The 16,367-nt window shown below is 60.5% G+C and carries 16 protein-coding genes; 7 read left to right on the forward strand and 9 right to left on the reverse strand.

Features of this window, described 5'->3' with window-relative positions; genetic code table 11:
- Positions 1-224: 224 nt before the first annotated feature.
- From ACSMXN_RS22075 to ACSMXN_RS22090, 4 genes are all read right to left on the reverse strand, one after another.
- Positions 225-548 (reverse strand): hypothetical protein, encoded by a 324-nt coding sequence (locus ACSMXN_RS22075; protein ID WP_155958455.1) that lies wholly within the window; start codon positions 546-548, stop codon positions 225-227.
- 264 nt (positions 549-812) lie between these two features.
- Positions 813-1,202 (reverse strand): hypothetical protein, encoded by a 390-nt coding sequence (locus ACSMXN_RS22080; RefSeq protein ID WP_022914371.1) that lies wholly within the window; start codon positions 1,200-1,202, stop codon positions 813-815.
- A gap of 746 nt (positions 1,203-1,948) precedes the next feature.
- Positions 1,949-2,557: a hypothetical protein gene (locus tag ACSMXN_RS22085; protein ID WP_155958454.1), complete on the reverse strand. Its 609-nt coding sequence runs from the start codon at positions 2,555-2,557 to the stop codon at positions 1,949-1,951.
- Between the two features lie 1,405 nt (positions 2,558-3,962).
- Entirely contained in the window at positions 3,963-5,069 is a 1,107-nt protein-coding gene (locus ACSMXN_RS22090) for a hypothetical protein (protein WP_022914368.1), read from the reverse strand.
- A 314-nt stretch (positions 5,070-5,383) separates the two neighbouring features.
- On the opposite strand from ACSMXN_RS22090, the gene ACSMXN_RS22095 reads away from it, so the two are divergent.
- Positions 5,384-5,665, forward strand: a complete 282-nt coding sequence (locus ACSMXN_RS22095; protein ID WP_022914367.1) for a helix-turn-helix domain-containing protein — start codon at positions 5,384-5,386, stop codon at positions 5,663-5,665.
- 135 nt (positions 5,666-5,800) lie between these two features.
- On the opposite strand, the gene ACSMXN_RS22100 is transcribed toward ACSMXN_RS22095, so the two are convergent.
- The 4 genes from ACSMXN_RS22100 to ACSMXN_RS22115 form a co-directional block, all read right to left on the reverse strand.
- Positions 5,801-6,403 carry a hypothetical protein gene (locus tag ACSMXN_RS22100; RefSeq protein ID WP_196811363.1) on the reverse strand — a complete coding sequence of 201 codons (603 nt, stop codon included), beginning with the start codon at positions 6,401-6,403 and terminating at the stop codon, positions 5,801-5,803.
- 241 nt (positions 6,404-6,644) lie between these two features.
- A complete protein-coding gene (locus tag ACSMXN_RS22105) occupies positions 6,645-7,058 on the reverse strand; it encodes an exonuclease domain-containing protein (RefSeq protein WP_051148956.1) in 414 nt (137 codons plus the stop codon).
- Positions 7,055-7,738: a DUF6218 family protein gene (locus ACSMXN_RS22110; protein ID WP_155958453.1), complete on the reverse strand. Its 684-nt coding sequence runs from the start codon at positions 7,736-7,738 to the stop codon at positions 7,055-7,057. The genes ACSMXN_RS22105 and ACSMXN_RS22110 overlap by 4 nt, the downstream gene beginning before the upstream one ends.
- A 514-nt stretch (positions 7,739-8,252) precedes the next feature.
- Complete coding sequence (locus ACSMXN_RS22115) at positions 8,253-9,410, reverse strand: DUF4062 domain-containing protein (RefSeq protein WP_022914365.1); 1,158 nt, start codon at positions 9,408-9,410, stop codon at positions 8,253-8,255.
- A 94-nt stretch (positions 9,411-9,504) separates the two neighbouring features.
- On the opposite strand from ACSMXN_RS22115, the gene ACSMXN_RS22120 reads away from it, so the two are divergent.
- On the forward strand, positions 9,505-10,809 hold the full coding sequence (locus ACSMXN_RS22120) for an ATP-binding protein (protein WP_081649226.1): 1,305 nt from the start codon (positions 9,505-9,507) through the stop codon (positions 10,807-10,809).
- A gap of 272 nt (positions 10,810-11,081) precedes the next feature.
- Here ACSMXN_RS22120 and ACSMXN_RS22125 read toward each other — a convergent pair whose 3' ends face one another.
- Positions 11,082-11,450, reverse strand: coding sequence for a site-specific integrase (locus tag ACSMXN_RS22125; protein ID WP_196811362.1), 369 nt, complete (start codon positions 11,448-11,450; stop codon positions 11,082-11,084).
- A 242-nt stretch (positions 11,451-11,692) separates the two neighbouring features.
- Between ACSMXN_RS22125 and ACSMXN_RS22130 the strand changes: the two genes are divergently transcribed.
- The 5 genes from ACSMXN_RS22130 to ACSMXN_RS22150 all read left to right on the forward strand — a co-directional run bounded on the left by ACSMXN_RS22130 (position 11,693) and on the right by ACSMXN_RS22150 (position 16,186).
- Entirely contained in the window at positions 11,693-11,998 is a 306-nt protein-coding gene (locus ACSMXN_RS22130; protein ID WP_022914362.1) for a hypothetical protein, read from the forward strand.
- Positions 11,999-12,250: 252 nt separating this feature from the next.
- Complete coding sequence (locus ACSMXN_RS22135) at positions 12,251-12,535, forward strand: hypothetical protein (RefSeq protein WP_155958452.1); 285 nt, start codon at positions 12,251-12,253, stop codon at positions 12,533-12,535.
- Between the two features lie 17 nt (positions 12,536-12,552).
- Entirely contained in the window at positions 12,553-12,732 is a 180-nt protein-coding gene (locus tag ACSMXN_RS22140; protein ID WP_022914359.1) for a hypothetical protein, read from the forward strand.
- 326 nt (positions 12,733-13,058) lie between these two features.
- Entirely contained in the window at positions 13,059-13,682 is a 624-nt protein-coding gene (locus ACSMXN_RS22145) for an MT-A70 family methyltransferase (RefSeq protein WP_022914358.1), read from the forward strand.
- 320 nt (positions 13,683-14,002) lie between these two features.
- Positions 14,003-16,186, forward strand: coding sequence for a type IV secretory system conjugative DNA transfer family protein (locus ACSMXN_RS22150; RefSeq protein ID WP_022914357.1), 2,184 nt, complete (start codon positions 14,003-14,005; stop codon positions 16,184-16,186).
- The last annotated feature ends 181 nt before the right edge of the window (positions 16,187-16,367 follow it).

Here is a 16,367-nt window from a genome sequence, read left to right on the forward strand (position 1 = left end):
TGAACGAGTCGAAACAAACATGGCGTCGAAGAAGCAGAATGAGACTCAAATGAGCCCAAAATTTCAAGGGCCAATAGGATCTCCCGAAACGGATGAGGATCAGCGGGCCAACTAACGATCGTCATTCCATCTCTTAAGGAACCATGCATACGGTCGCGTAAATTGGTCCGGAAATCCTCGGCTCCGTTCGACTAGAAGCGCCGCCAGCTCGCCCGCTCCGCGCGCTAACACACCGCCGGCCCGCGGCCGCGGTGGTCGTCCTTTCGTTGCGAGGCTTTCGCTACCGCGACCACACGCCGGAAGTTCCCGCGCCGAGCCTTCATGGCCCCGGGGACCTGAGCGGCGCGGAGCAGCTTCCCCGTTATCCCGCCGTTCGCGCAGGCGACCTTTGCCAGGACCATGCCGGTCACGCCCGCGTAGCTCGTCGCCCTTAAGGCCGTGACCGGGCGCACGCCGTCGGCATCGTGACGCTCGAGCACGTTCGGTCTTCGGGGTCGTGCTGCAGCCCGATAACTGCCGACCTCTCGATAGGCGGAAATGGTGTTCATACGTTGCCTCGCAGTCTTCAAGGGAGACCCTCCGCGGTGCGGTCATTGGTTGGCACCAGCACCGTCATAGCCGGGACCTCGACGACCAGCTCGACACGACGACCGAGCGTCGGGACTTCATCTAGCCACCAGCGGGGACCTACACCTGGCCACTACCGAGGACTTTCCCATTCCCACGGACACCCGCCCCTGGTAAACACTCGCCTGCCAACTCGCCGTCCAGGCCTGGGAAGTCGGAGCATGAGTCCGGTCCTCGGGCAGCGCTCACCGATCGGCTAAGCCGGGCAGATCGAAGAGAGCGACTTCCTTGGAAGACACCGCCGAGATCGAGATCGGGTACCCGAGCGAGGATGCACGCCGGTCCAGCTCCTCGGCAAGGGACCACAGAGTGCTCGGCTCTCGTCGGTACCATCGCACGTTCTCGCCAGGTCTTGAACCTAACTTCGTGATGAATCCGCCCTGTGACAACCTGGTCATGGGCCGCTGCACACTACTCGCATTCTTCACCCTCACGGCCGCGGCCACATCCGCAATGGTGAACTCACTCGTCATATATCCGACCGCCAACACAATCGGCAGCAGTAGCTTCTGACCGAATACCGCCCGTGACAGCGGCTCCAGCCGGCTGACATGCGCGGTGTCAAGTGTCCGCATACGCAAAGCGTAACGCGTAACGCGTAACGCGTCTTCGTCGGCGCGCCTGAGCGCAGCGGTAGGTTGCCTAGTGTCTACTGGCGAAGTGCACGCGAAGCGTTCGGGTGGCCTGTTTGCGGCACTGACGGCGGACACCTTCTCCGGCGGTGTGGGCCACCGTCCTGGTAGTCGACGAGTCTTCTCCCAAGTTTTACAGGCGGTTCGTCCCCTGTGCCTCGGCAGGGCGCACACTTGCCTCTCAAGCACCTACTCGCGTCGGGAGAGCCACCGTGCGGGCAAACGCGACTCTCAGTGCGAGGCCTCTAGGCGTCTCCGCCCTTCGAAACAATGCGCGGTTGATGACGGCCTACGCGTTCCCACGTCCAGTGGCGGCAATCTTGAAAAGTGATCGTGGCCGACCGCGCATCGGCGAGCGGAGTATTTGGTGGTACCTGCCACGTCTCGTCGCTCTTCGGCTCCATGCGGACGTTAGTCGGCGTCAGCGGATCATCCCTACCGATTACAACTGCGTGGAGTTCAATAACTTCGAACGAATGATTATATACGGTCAAACCACCCGTTGCTCTATCATATCGGATTTGCACGTTTTGCGCGGTTGTCTCGGCCGCAAGGTTAGTCGCGTGATTCCTGTCAGCTCGCCGATTCCACCACACCGAGTTCACAAACGACGCGGCCGAGATAGCCAGGCTGACGCAAGCGATAACAACAGTGGCGGTCATCAGGCACGTCTCCCCCGATCGGCGGTTCTAGATTGCGATGCCGACACTTACCGAGTAAGACATATCAAAAGTGACGTCCGGCGCATCAATGAAGCAGTTGGACAACACGACGAGAATCGCGTTGATAGCGAGGATTCGAACGTCGGCTGCTCTGCCCACGTCGCGCCGTTTAGGAATCTGTCGCGGAACCGACAGCTGATTCGCGAGGCTCACGATCGGAGCGTCGTCGGAAAACGGCGGCGGCAAGGGCAACTTCGCTCGCCGTTTGTTCCCGAGAGTCTTCTTGGCCTCGTGCAGGTATCCATCCAACTCGCGAGGCTCCACGAAGCCGCCTACAACTTCACGCTCGGTTACCCACAACGCCGTCGCATGATCGATCCGACTAAGCGCCAGGTGTCGATCTTCGTAGGTGCTGCTGTCACTGTCCAAGCGGTCTCGGCTCTCGACAATGAACGGGTCCGCCATAGCCGCCGACCTTTGAGCGACGGTCTGAAGCCTAGAAAGTTCGTCGCGCTGCCCACTCGTGTAGCTACCCGTCCTTCGCAGCAGCGCCCATTGGTCGCGAAGCGCCTTAAACGCGTTCAGCGCGGCGTCGATTTCGGGCTCGTACGACCGCCGTTGATCGGGCTTCGTCAAATCTCTCATCCTCCATGGGGGCGCCCGAACAGTATCGGCAGCTCAGGAACGCTATCACACCACACCTGCGCCGGAGGTTGCTTGCTATAGCACAATCGATATGCAGGCATTATAATAATTAACGCAACATTAACAGGAGGTGCAAAAATGCATTACGAAGGTTTGGAAAGTAACTCGGTGGACAAAATGAAAGTCGTATTTGAGGGGTCGGATGAAATTCAGTCACTAGGAGTGGCCTGCTCGGAGCTCGCGTCTACACAGCGAAGGAACATCGAGGAACAACCATACTTCTTACTCGGCGTCCGAGCGATGCGGGCAGCCACAGAAGGCGTTGAACCTCGGCAACTATCACTAGCAGGCACAGAGGCCGCGGTCGCTCTTCGCGCGATAAGATTATGGGCCCGCGACCTCGGCGTTTCGGAGTCCACGCACAGCAAGCCCTATGTTCGGTCCTGGAAGCAGGCCAAAACTCTCGAGCTCCAGTTGGCGGCTAGTTAGAAAGGCAATCCCAAGTCGGCCGATCGATTAGCAGGCCGCTAATGAATATCTTCGCCGCCGCCTCTAAACAATGATCTGAAAGGGATAGAGCGGTGGCTGGTTCTTTCGCACATGTGCACTGTCTGCACCCAAGCGTGAGTAAACTACGCACCAATCCGATATCGCAGTGGGTCAGGGGCCTTATGGCCCGAACGCGCGGCAACGCTACGTATTTCCGGGAGTCGGTGACGCAGCCCCGCGCGCCTCCTCAATTGGAAAAGTCCAGATTCCGTCACCTGAACATGATGGCCTTAAGCGCCCAAAGTGCTCTGTATGGGCACTGCAGACCGACGACAGCAGACGCACCCCGACCCTTCGAGTCCCGTACGGCCAAGGATATATCTCTTCGCTAGCTTCAGCGGACAGTCGCGTCATGCGGTTCCGGAACGGTCGATGCGCTCGATCTACGGCATTCGGGTTACTGCGGAAGCCTGATCAGCTCGAGCCCGGGCGGAAGTGAGACTGCCAATCCAGGTTGCGGTGCGGTTGCATGGGGCGACGGTTTCGGCGCTCTTGGGGGTATCAAGCCGGCCTCAACAAGCGGCGGCGCGCGTGCAGTACACAGCGGTGCCGACAATGCAAGCAGAAGCTGCGCGAACTCCGCCCGACTGAAAGCAACAGACGACGACGGGCCAGGATTTTAGATGCTTACATGCAGCATTCCAGGGACTATCGACCTAGTTGTTCTGCAGACCGATCTAGAGCCCGTACCTCCCCGCGTTGTTGAGGTCAGCATCGAAGAAGTGAGCGCGCCCATCAACAAATTGGGTGACGCAGCTCAGATTGTGGTTCGCATCCTCGGGCTAGGCACTTCCGTTGTACCTGCCTATCACTGCCACAGCGCGCATGGTTGCCAAGGTCCGCGCGCCTAGGTGTCCCACGCTGTTCGCTCCTCGCTCGGCCAGACGAACGCCATCCCAGATCGGGGCATGACCCATCCGTCAAACTCGACTGTGACCACCTTGCCCGGTGTTTCCGTGGGACTCCTGCTGATCCGCGTCCGGTCGTTGCTGGCGATGAAATCCAAAACGTTCAGATGATCAAATTCGGTATCGGTATAATCCACGATGACCGACAACCCGCGCGTCGGTTGGTCTACGCGAAGCTGCAGCAAGTTTTCCTGGAGTGGCACTCGCGTCCGGTAGGTATACGCCAGTCCGACCGGCTCGCTTGCGCCTATTGCCTCATCCCCCAAACGGGCGGTATACGTTTGGCCGCTCTGACGGGCGGTTCGCCGGATCGGTCGCTCAACACCATCCACGGCGAAGTCCATAAGCTCAAAGGCATTCTTGTCTGCGGCCTCCAGGCCTGCACGGCGGCCCACAAACCAAACCGAGTTAGCCGCCGTGTCCTGCGTGATGTCCCGATACTCGCGCAAGTCGGAAACGGCTGAAAAGCGGCGGACAGCAAAATGCGGACGAAGGCTGTATTCCCAGCGCATCGTGATGATGAGCCGCGGCGCACAGCCCTTCGGCGTTCGCCTGTCTGTAGATATACGAACGGCAATCCGAACATCTTCAAGTCGCTCGGGCGCGTCCGCCGCCTGCCCGCGCAGATCGTCATACAGCTCCTCGGCGAACGCCTGATCTCCTAAGCGCAGCGCTAGGCCGTTAGTCACGATCTTGTCGAGTGTTTCAGATGTCGCGACGCGTGCGATGTCCTGCGGCTCGAAGGCGAAGCCTGCAATTACGGCGTCTCGCATGGCCGGAGCCGCCGCGCCCAGGACGCGCTCCAAACGTGCGGTATCCCGGTCCTCACTATCTTGTCCGTCGATGTATTGCAGGGCAACGCCAAGCAAACCAGTTGTAAACATTGCCGAACCAATATCGACGATCGGCCAGTTGCCGCTCCATGCCCACCCGTTCAGGTGTGGCAACCAGTGGCCGAGGATCAGGAGCGCCAGGCCGACGAAGAATAGGGTCGTCGCAAGCAACGCAAGTTTGGTTTGGTAAAGGCGGTGAAGCGGATCATGCATGGTACCTATATGAAAGTATACCAATTTAATAGGAAATTGCACGTGCGCTGTCGGGCGCTGAGAACCGGCTCGGGCGTAGCCTCACTTCCGAGCCGGTTCGATTCTGAGCAAGCGAACTCAGCCGATGCGAGCCACCATCGCCCGCACTAGCCGTCCGATCACTCCGAATCGCCGTCCGCGATCCGTCAGGAAATCGCCGCCACCGCCACCGCTCATGATTGCCTCCGTTGTCTGTTCCTCGCGCTACATGCGCATCCAGATTTTGGCATGTATACATGCGTAGGGCAACCGAGAACGTCCTACACGCTTAATCGGTGGCGAAACGCGGGTCCGACGATCCCTGGATCCGCTATACCCGCGACCTGGGCGTCCGCCTGCATCAACTGCGCATCGAGCGGGGCCTCTCACAGGAACGGCTTGCTGTCGCTGCTGATATCACGGCGTTCACGTACCGCAAGCTGGAGAAAGGTGAATCCAACCCAGGTACCCCAGCCAATCCCCGCCTACGAACGCTCGCGGCGTTGGCGGGCGCCCTCGAAGTCGAACTTGCTGAACTTCTGCCGCCGGGCACCCCTGACGTCGCAGTTGGTCGATAGAGGCCAGCAAAAACAACTCTTGTCGATTTTACAAATCGAACCGCGCACGATGGCGGCGGACATGCCCGGCCGCGACGCCTTGCTCATTTAGTCCAGAACGCGATACTCACTGGCCAACAACGCGAAGACTGATCCCTATGGCGTGATGCGGGCAAGCAGCTTCTCGAACGCAGCCTCGGTGACAATCGGGATCTTGTATCGGCGTGCCTGAGCGGCCTTACCCGACAAAGAATCGGGATCGGCCGCAACGACTAGCCGCGTCTTCTTCGTCACGCCCGGGTGTGGTGTCAGACCGGCAGCCGTCGCCTCCGACTCCCAGCTCGCGCGGTCACGGTCCATATCGCCTGTGAACACGACCTGATCGCCGGCCGATAACGCGAAGTGCGGGACAGTCGGCTCCGGTGAGGCATGCCGACCCTGGTAGGAGGAAGGCTCCTTGTCCTCGATCGACGCGCGCGCGTCGTCTGCTGATAGTCCCAGCATGCTCGCGACCGCAATCAGATCGTCCTGCTCAGTATCGGTAACGACACCGTCCTCCCATGCCGCAGCCGCCAAGGCATCCAGATACCTGCGATGTGCGTCTCCGGCCTCCGCCCGACCCAGACCGAGTGACGAAGCGACCTCTACGAGGGCTCTGGCCTCGGTGACCGATAGCAGGCGGTCTAACAATGCCGAATCGAGGACCGCGAGGTAGGAATCCATCGCTTCGTCACCAACGAATGGCAGCCTATCTACCATCCGCGCGAGAAAATGAGGCTCGGCGGCATCCGCTACGGCGCCCCTACATCGCGGAGCGAACGCCACCGGCGGTAGGGCTGGCCACCTCACCGTTGCGGCCGCGTCACATGTACTGCGCCATGGCGGTTCCGGCGCAGTCAGCAGCAGATAGGAGGACAATAGTCCTGCGGTTGCATGCGCATCGACTAATGCGTCATGGGCGCGCTCTCTTTCGAACGGAACTCCGGCCCAGTAGCAGCAGTCAGATAGTGAGCGTCCGGCGCCGGGTAGCAGCCGTGCTGCCCAGCCCATCGTGCACACCCCGGGTTTCGTAGGTGACGGGGAACTGAACCTCCAACCGGCCGAACTCCGCTGACAGGTGCATAAGTTCGAACCGTAAGTTGTGCGCAACGAGAACGCGGCCGCGGAGCAGATCCGAGACGTGGCTGGCGACGTCGCCGAACTGCGAGGCATCCAGGACATCGGCGGCTCGGATGCCGTGGATGTGCTGCGGTCCTAGGTCTCGTCCTGGGTTCAGCAGCGTTGAGAATTCACCCGTGACTCGGCCCTGTTCATCAAGCTGGACCACTGCTACTTCCACCACTCGATGGTGGTAGCCGGTGAGGATGCCTGTCGTCTCCAGGTCAACTATCGCGTACCCCCCTGATTCGTTCATGAGGCATCAGGAAAAGGCAGGACTCGTTCGTAGGCTCGCTGCAATGCCGACAACCAGTCAGGTGGCAAAGCTGCCGCCGGCCCGAACTGTTCCTTCAGAGGCTTGCGCCGCATCCGTACTGTCTCCGTATCCTGCCATTGCGCAACTAGCCACGCGACAACGTCGGCGGTCATCAAGGCTCGCCGGGTGACAGGCACGTCCGACCTTGCCCGCAAGCCGACGACGGCCGCGAAAGCTTCCAACGTTGCGGGCGCCGAATCGTCAAGCTCTCGTCGCCACGGCAGCGACGTCCCGGCGCCGGTAACGTAATCGGCTCGAGCCGCGACGATGCTGACCCACATTTGGGCCAATGACAGTGTTGACCTTCGGAACTCGTCATTCTTGATTTTTACGTCGCCCCCTTCAGCAATCCGGGTCGCTAGAGGCACGGACACCTGGGGGTCGGCGGCGACAAGACATCGACGCTCTATCAAAGCGAGCTTGCGCCGGCATTCGATCGGCTGCTGAAGCAGCTCCTCCATTCGTAGCACCCATGCCCCGGACGGGTGACCTTCCGGTGTGACCTGCCATATCGCAAGATTCGACTCTGGCTGGCTCTCGTCGTACCCGAGGACGACGTGACCTCGGACACCGCCAAGAGTCCCTATCTGGGCTAAAATCGACTCGTCAGGCTCGGTCACGTCGAGCACGGTAGCAATGAATTCGTCGAGCTCCGGGACCCGCTAACCGGATCGCGTCAGCCAAAATTAGCTCGATCGCGACAGGATCCAGCGACACAGCGACTAATCCGCGTCACCTCTCCCCTGGACGTTGACGCGACCACATCGCCGCTATTTGATCGTCGGGCGGGTAGGAGCGGTCCCGTTAGGCAATTACCAAAGAGCAGGTCACGTCATCCTCAGCACGTTTCGCTATGGCTCCAGGAGGCCCTCCCGCCTCAACGACGCTGATCATGTTCAGTTGGTGCTGGGCGCAAGAAAGCGGAACATGGCCTTGACCTGCCTCGCGGGCGAGCTGAAACCCGTGGCTGATTGGTATACAACCAACGGAGGAACGCTTCTGTCGGTCGCCATCGCAGCTAGCAACGATCTAAGGGCGCGTGGCCATCTGGCTAGTCATCGAGCGCAGACGACACAACAGCGTCTTGCATGCCTACCCCGCGGACTTACGCCGATCTTCGCGGGCATCGCCGTTCTATATCGTACTTACTTCCCCTTCGATCGAGCGGGGTTGCGGGGCGACATTTTCATAGACCCGATCGGGCATCCAACTGAGTCTGAGCCGCCGAGTTCCACTGCGCGCAGGGCTTATGAGAAAACTGATGATGCGACCGCCGTGCAGACGGCCCTCGAGTTCCTCAGTGATCAGCAGGCGTGCAATCTGCCCGAATGCATCCTCCGACAACCCAAGCCCGCTCAGGCTGGGCAGTGGGTTACTCATTTGTGCAAGGAACGACATGTTTCCTAGCGGATTCGGTTCGCCGAACAGCGCCGAACGGAGCGCTACCTCCGTCAAGTCCTCCTGGCTGTATTGATTTATACCCATCCGCATCGCGGATGAATTCCCATCATTGGGCAACACGGTCGCCGTGATCGTGATGTCGCGACGGAGTGCACTCGTAGTCGTACTCGATACCTTCGTTACACGTACCGCGGCAGTACCGGACGGCCAGGTAATTCGCGTCTCTGAGTTGCGGCCGAACGAATTGCTGGGCCGCATAGCCTCGACCGCGTTCGCGACGGTGTCGTCTCGGACGCGACTGGTAAGAACGATTTCCTGACCGCTGTGATCGATTTTCGTCGCACGCACAAGGGCATTTCCGATTTTCGCCCAGGGCGAGAGAGCGTCACCGCCCATTGCGCGCAACCGAGCCTTGACCCGGTCACCGAGGTCCTCCGCCGAGGAATAGGTGCCGGTCGTGTGGAAGACACGTACGGCGGAGAGAAAATCCCGCTGCGGCCCGTCGAGGCCATCGGTGGCGGCCCAGACGGAGATACGCAGTCCTCGGCGCACAGCCTCGTTGTATTCGGCATGAGTGGCGCTGTAGCCACTCTTCAACGCAGCGCCGTATCGAGGGCCTAGAATCCCGGCGTAGATGCTGCTACTCGCGACGTTGCCGAGGTAGGCCTCCTCTGGGTCGTCGTCCATTCCGCCGAACTCCTCGAACCAGATGGGTCGCGCACCAACAGCCTCAACGGCGTCCACTACTGCCCGACGCTCGTCCGCCATGCCGCCCATGACACTGGATATGAACACCGTCTGGCTCGAGGCCCATGCGCGAATCTCTCCCTCGTCCGATGCAGGCGCGTGCGAAAGATCAACCAGCAGTTTTGCGGGAGGTGAGGGACTCATGTCCACAGCCTATTGAGGGCGACCGACAGGTCCAGCATCGCCTCCGCGTACACCGCGGTCGCGGTTTACGTCGGGATGGTGAGAACCTTTGCTCATGCAGATAACGTCAATGACCGCAGAGGAACTATTGAGTAGATGTGAGGCCGAACGCCGGTTCTGGCTCCGTTTCGCGGTCACCCTCGAAGATGCTGCGTGGAAGATCCGGTTGTTCGAGGCAGTTTCCTACGGGCCACCTCCGTCCTGGCAGCGGTTGCAGTGGAAGTACCCAAAGGCGCTGTTCGCGGCAATCGACTTGACAGGCATCGACCTGGCGGAAGCCCTCGCTAATGAGCGCATCGAACTTGGCGGCGAGACCCTGAAGCTGCCGACCCTCGGTGCGGGTCAACTGTGGGCCCGTCGCATCCCCAGCCGACAACATTACGTGTACGAGCCTCTGGATTGGCCGACAGACACTGTCGAATTCGGCGACGCCACGGTGTCAACCCAGGCCGCGGAGCCGCTCATCGCGTCCGACGCGCCGTCGTTTCTGACCTTTGCTCAGGCCTCGTCACGATTCTTCAGTGCTGGATACGCGCGAACTTCAAGCTTCTCCGCAGCTCGGCCCGCGGTGCGGTTCCAAGATCCGTCCGGTCGGATTCTCGATTATTCCGTGCGTCCAACCGAGATCGAGGTCTCGATCGATGGCCAGCGCCTGGATGGCGCCGTGATCGAGCTTGCTGGTCCGACGCCGGGTCCATCGGAATGGTTAGGGCCGCGGCCGCGCGGTGTTCAGAGAATCACGCTGCCCATTGCCTCTGAACTCGAGCCGGAAGCGTGGCTTGTGCTGAAGCACGGTTCTGAGCTTCTGGATGAACGGACGCTGGTGTCCGCCTTCGGTGTCGCGGAGGAGTCGGCCACTTCGGGTGACCCGGTCAGCACTGTCCGTTCCCTCATCGCGACTGGCGAATCATCCAAGGTGGAGTTCAAATCAGTGGTCCCAAGAGATCGGGACGAACGGCGAAATGTTGCGAGGACGATTGCGGCGTTCGCCAATGGCGACGGCGGCTGGCTCCTAATGGGCGTTGACGACTCCGGTGAGGTCGTTGGTATTCGAGCCGAGGAGGCGACGGGCGCCGGCATGGACACTGTTACGCGATGGATCTCGGACTGGGTTGTTCCGTTACCGGAGTTCACCATTGAGCTTGCGCAGGTAGGTGATGGCGCCAGCGAGACGGTCGTCATAGTCACCGTGAAAGCCGGCGGTACCCCGCCATACGGCATCGAGCCTGCGAGGCAGACCTACTGGATCCGCCGTAACGGCACGACTTTCAGCGCCAGTGTCGATGAGGTGCGCCGACTCGTACGCATGGGAGATGCGCAGAACATCGGCGGCGCGCCCGGGCTGTACCCCGGCGCCTAGCTCAAAACGCGCCAAACGAGAACCGACTCAAGGTCCACCGAAGTGTCGTTGTATCACGTGTTGTGCGTTGCCGAAGCACTTGCGACACAGCCGACGACCCGACTAGTCCAGGGCAGTCCTTCCGGAGCACACGCGACCATGCGGGCCCTTCTAACATACTCTCCGTCGTTTGGCGAAACGGATTGGCGTGAATCGACCGAATTGACGGGTCCGAGGTTGACGTAAGGAGCATCGACTCCGTGTATCTGAGAGCTCAGCATCGGATCGATGAATTACCTACGCCGTCGAATAGGCGGAACCGCGGCCGTCGGGTCTGAGCCGACGAGATCTTGAGCTACGGCAGCCCTGTAAAACGCGCGCAGCGCAGTTAAGCGGCGCGCTCGTGTGTTCGGGCTGTACGCCAGCTCCGACAACTCGTTCAGGTAGGCGACGATCGACTGCGTCGTGGCGCCAAACGGGTCCGTCATGCATTCCCGCTCGCACCAGTCGCGCCAATGTTCCAGATCGCCCCAGTAGGCCCGTGCGGTGTTGTATCGCTGGCCCTCCAATGCCTGTTCCCGAAGCAAATCAAACGAATCGGCTCTGCCTGCAATTTCGCTGACTATGGGGCCGAGGTACTCCGGATAGAGATCCCTCTTCAAGGGCGTGTCCGCAGAGTCGGGCGGTGTATCCCGTACCCCTTCGGCTGCAAGGGGTCTCTCCAGGCCGATCTGAGAGCTCTGATTCTCGCTGATAATGACCACTCGCCTTATACCGATGGGGTGCTATCACGCTAGTGCTTTGGATTGTTCGGCATCGGTGTTGGAGTTAAAGCCATCAGGTCAACGGTAACCGCTGTGCCACAACCTGGAGCATCCCCTTCACCTGGAGGAAGAGAGCAACCATGCCGAACATCGTCCTGCGCACGAACTCCACAACCACTACAGGGGACGCGTCAGCCGGTTTTAGCCGAGCGGAAGGCCGAGACCTAGCCCGTCACCAAAACGCCGAGATCGCGCACGGGCTCATCACCGGCACGCGCGTTCAGGCTGCCGGGTTCGTAGCGGGTATCGCGATCCACGCGACCGCAATGTTGAGCCGAGAGGCCGCATTCTTGGCTGGTGACGACGCAGCGGCGGCGGCCCGCTTGGAACACATCGTTGACAGCTACACGCTTTTCGCAGCCGGCGCCGTGGCCCGATTTCAGTGACGAACAGATAGCGAGCTATGCAATGTCAAACATAGATCCGCCTTCGCCAATATGCGGCCAGGCCATTGGCGCACTGCCCCTAACCCGAGCACAGGGCTTCAAGCTGCTGCTGAAGCAAGTGACGGATGTCGTCGATTCACTCGAGCACACCGCGGACCAGCTAACCGGTGACCAGCCGTGTGAGTCGCTCGTGCGCGAGTTGGCTAGCACGATCGCCGCCAACACACTATCCCTCGTCTCAGGTTGGCCGACGTGAGTCACCCATTCGATATCGGTGTGGCGGCCTTCGTCACACTTGGATTCATCGCCCTCGAGGTCACCGTCGCAGTCGTACTCACGCTGATCTCCGTAATACTCGGCCGCGCCGTAAGACGCCGACAGAGCCGGCTCGCGCATCAACGGCGGGTGAAAGTACAACTCGCACACGAGGTGGCCCGACTTGAGGACGAAGCGGATCGGGCAGTCCGAGATATCGTGCGGGCCTTCGAACAGGCGGCAGCGCAGATGCGCAAGGTTGATCGCGGGAGAAAGCGATGACCCCAGATCCTAGGTCCATGCACGACAGGCTGGTCAGTGTCTGCTTCAGTTTGCTACTGGGAGCAGCGGCGCTCTACGTCGCAGTTCGCCTGATCGAGGCTATCTGGAGCGCCCTGTTGGTAATTTTCGGAGTCAGTCTTTTCATCGTCGCGGCCGTGGTTATCGTGCGGGCGCGCTCCGATTCACGCAAGTGGTAGTCATGTGTAGGAACGGGCCGACGCATGAGGCTCGCCCAAGCTGGGCTGCCTACGGTGAGGTGTTGTGAATTCCACTACGGACGGCGGCATGCGCAAATAGACGCGCAGATTTACGAGATTTGTAGATGTCAAGCTCTGTCTTGTCGATCGTCGCCTCGGGCGACGCGTCACTCCAACGGAATATTGAACTAGACCTCGTCTCGCCTTTAAGTAAAAGGCAGTCCCGCCCGGGGGATTATGCGGCCCGCTAAGGGCCAGTTTCATCCACAGAAGTGCCGAGCTAGGTTCGTGCGCTCACTTCATTCTACAGAAAGGACTTGCAACCCATGTCAGAACTCACATGCGACCAGAACCCAAGCGATCTGCCGTCAGAAAACCCTGAAGAGAGTGAAGCGCGGTATCGCACGATTCTCGCCGATCCGCCTTGGGACGTTCAGCAACGCGGGACACTCGGTGCCGCGCGACACTACGACCTCATGTCCTTAGAGCAAATCACGACTATGCCCATCTGCAGTCTTGCGGCAGCGGATGCTCACCTATGGCTGTGGGTTACTAACGCGACGCTCCGCGCCGGCTACGACGTGATGGAGTCGTGGGGATTTACGCCACGCAGTCCATTAACTTGGATCAAACCTCGAATCGGCCTGGGTAAATATCTAAGGAACGCGACCGAGCACCTAATCCTCGGGACGCGTGGTCGAGCTCCGGTGAACTACCGGTCGCAGCCAACCTGGATGTTCGCTCCGTTACAGGATCATTCTCACAAGCCAGAGGAGCAGTACGCCGTCATCGAGCGGATTAGCTCGGGACCGTATCTGGAGCTCTTCGCGCGGCGGCGGCAGCCGGGATGGGACGCGTGGGGGAACCAGATTGACTCTGATGTGACTATCCCGGGTTATCCCGTTCCCAGCGATCCCAGAACGCGCCACGACGAAAGTGAGCCCTTGTAATGAGAAGCATTTTGGCAGTAACTAAATACGAAACGGGAATGCCGAGTGTGCCCGGTCACCGCTTCATCAGTTCAGCAAGTCTATTTACGGACGGGAGGTGTCCTCTATGACGGCCAGGCGACGGAAGCATCGGCAGCAGCAGGCGCGACGTATTTATGTCCGCAGTCAAAGACGAGACCCGCCCGACCCGATCCGTCTCTCCAAGGCCCTCCTTGCGCGGGCCTATGAGATGGAGCAGGCGCAGGCCGAAGCTGACGCAGCCCGACAGGGTGACGCCTCACGGCAACGTTCAACTTCCGATACTGACCCGGAGGACGTCGATGTCCATAGCTGAGGAGCAATTGCTGTTCTCGGACCTGGATCTGCCGCGGCCGCTCACGGTTGAGCAGATCGAACTGCTGCTGTTGCGTCTCTCAGCGGACCGCGCAGCGCCGCTGATCGTGCTCGAAGCTCGTGCCACGAGCAGCGGCATTCGGCATATGCTCGGCATCCGAGCCGACAATGTGCGCTGGGCGCAACGAACTTTGAGAGACTTTCTGCCAGGTCTGGCGATAAGCGGGCTCCAAGGCCGGCAGCACCGGATCCGGGTACAGTGCGCCCGGCGTCTTAGGCTCCGCCCCCATTCCTTCGCGCTTGCGACGGATCGGGCAGAGAGCAGTAATTTGGCGTTGCTGTCCGCCCTGAACGCACATATGTACGAGGGGGAAACTCTGGTTCTGCAGGTGATGCTCGGACCAAGGCTGTCGCCCAAACACCTACGTGGTGATATCGCCGACCCGCTCCAACCGTGGTGGCAGCGCATCTCCCGTGGCCAACTGGTCGCACCTAAGCCCGTCCGCGACCAGATCCTCGAGCGTCGAGGCAAGCACGGTTTCGCTGCGACCATCCGCATTGGGGTTGCTGCCCGGTCCCCGCAGCGTCGACATCAATTGACGGTAGGGATTCTCGGCGCAATATCTACCGCTCAGAGCCGCAACGTCCATATCGACATGGTTGGCGAACGGCCGAGTCGGGTGGATGCGGCGTCAGCACCATGGCGTTGGCCGCTTCACTTGGCAATCAATGAGCTGTCCGGCTTGCTGGGCTGGCCAATCGGCGAACGGGACATGCCTGGATTGCCACCTCTTCATCCTCGACGGCTTCCAGTACCGGCATCGGTGAGTACCAGCGACCGTGTATTCGCGAGGTCGATTGCCCATGGCCAGGCACGTCCCGTGGGCATATCAGCGGCGGACAGCCTTGGACATCTAGTCGCCTTGGGGCCGACCGGCTCGGGCAAGTCAACCGCCTTGCTTCACTTGATTCGCGCAGACATCGAAGCTGGGCGAGCGGTGCTGGTGATCGATCCAAAGCGGCAGCTAATCGACGACATCGTCGACAGAGCAATACCGGAAAATCGAATCAGCGATGTCGTGATTATTGACCCGGCTGAACTGACCCCGGCGGGATTCAATCCGCTGGATGTGGGCGCGCGTGATCCCGACGTAGTGGTCGACGGCCTGCTGGCTGTCTTAGCCGCGGTATTTCATGATGGGTGGGGACCTCGGACGCAGGACATCGTCCACAGTGGGCTGCTGACTCTGGCGCGAGTCGGGCACGAGCGAGCGATACGGTCCAACACTTCCGGCGACGGCCTGCTGCCCTTCACCTTATTGGACTTGCCGCGGTTACTAACGGAATCCGCGTTTCGCACGCCAATCATCGGAGAGGTGGCTGGGGACCCTGGGCTTGGTCAGTTCTGGGCCTGGTATCAAGGCATGACGCCCACTGCACAGGCCCAGGCCATATCAGCGCCTCTCAATAAGTTGCGCCAGTACTTGCTTCGGCCAAGCTTACGGCGCATCCTCGGCCAACCGCAGCCGGTCTTTCGGCTACGGGACATCTTCCAGCGGAGGCGGATCGTTTTGGTGCCGCTGAACGAGGGGCTGATTGGCCCACTGACTGCACAACTCCTGGGCTCGCTCATCGTCGCCGAAGCCTGGTCGGCGACGCTCGAGAGGGCCAACGAACGTAATCCGGCTGGAGATCCCGCCTCGATATTTGTGGATGAAGTCCAACAATATCTGCATCTCCCCAGTTCGATCGGTAACGCCCTTGCTCAGTCGAGGTCACTAGGCGTGGGATGGCATATCGCCCATCAGTATCGCGCACAGCTGCCGATTGAGATGCGCGCAGCCGTCGACAGCAACGCAAAGTCCAAGCTCGTGTTTAGACCGAACGACCCGGATGACGCCCGCGATATGGCTCGGCAGTCCCCAGAACTTGACCCAGTTGATTTTCAATCATTAGGCGCACACGCCGCGTACGCAAACCTGACGACGAGGGGAACTCCGTCGGGGTGGTGCTCCATCCAAACGCTACCGCCGCCAGCAGTCACCGGTCTGGGAGATCAGGTACGAGCGGCGACTAGACAACTTGGCCAACCACCTCCACCGCCGCAGCCGACCGCCGAATCAGAAACAACCGCGGAAGGTCGTATCGGCCGGAAACGGAGATCCCTATGAGCAAACAGCCTCTACAGCCATCCGGGGTCCACACCAGAGCGTTCGGCGAGGGCCTTGCAAAGTGTCCTCCCGCTGTCACCCATCCTTTCCACCGTCCGGCCGTGACCGTCAACTTCGACTGTTGGTCCCCGTTTGTCGGCCCTTTCCGCCCCTTGCGGGATGGGACTGACCCCAATTCATG

Source organism: Parajatrophihabitans canadensis (assembly GCF_053764775.1).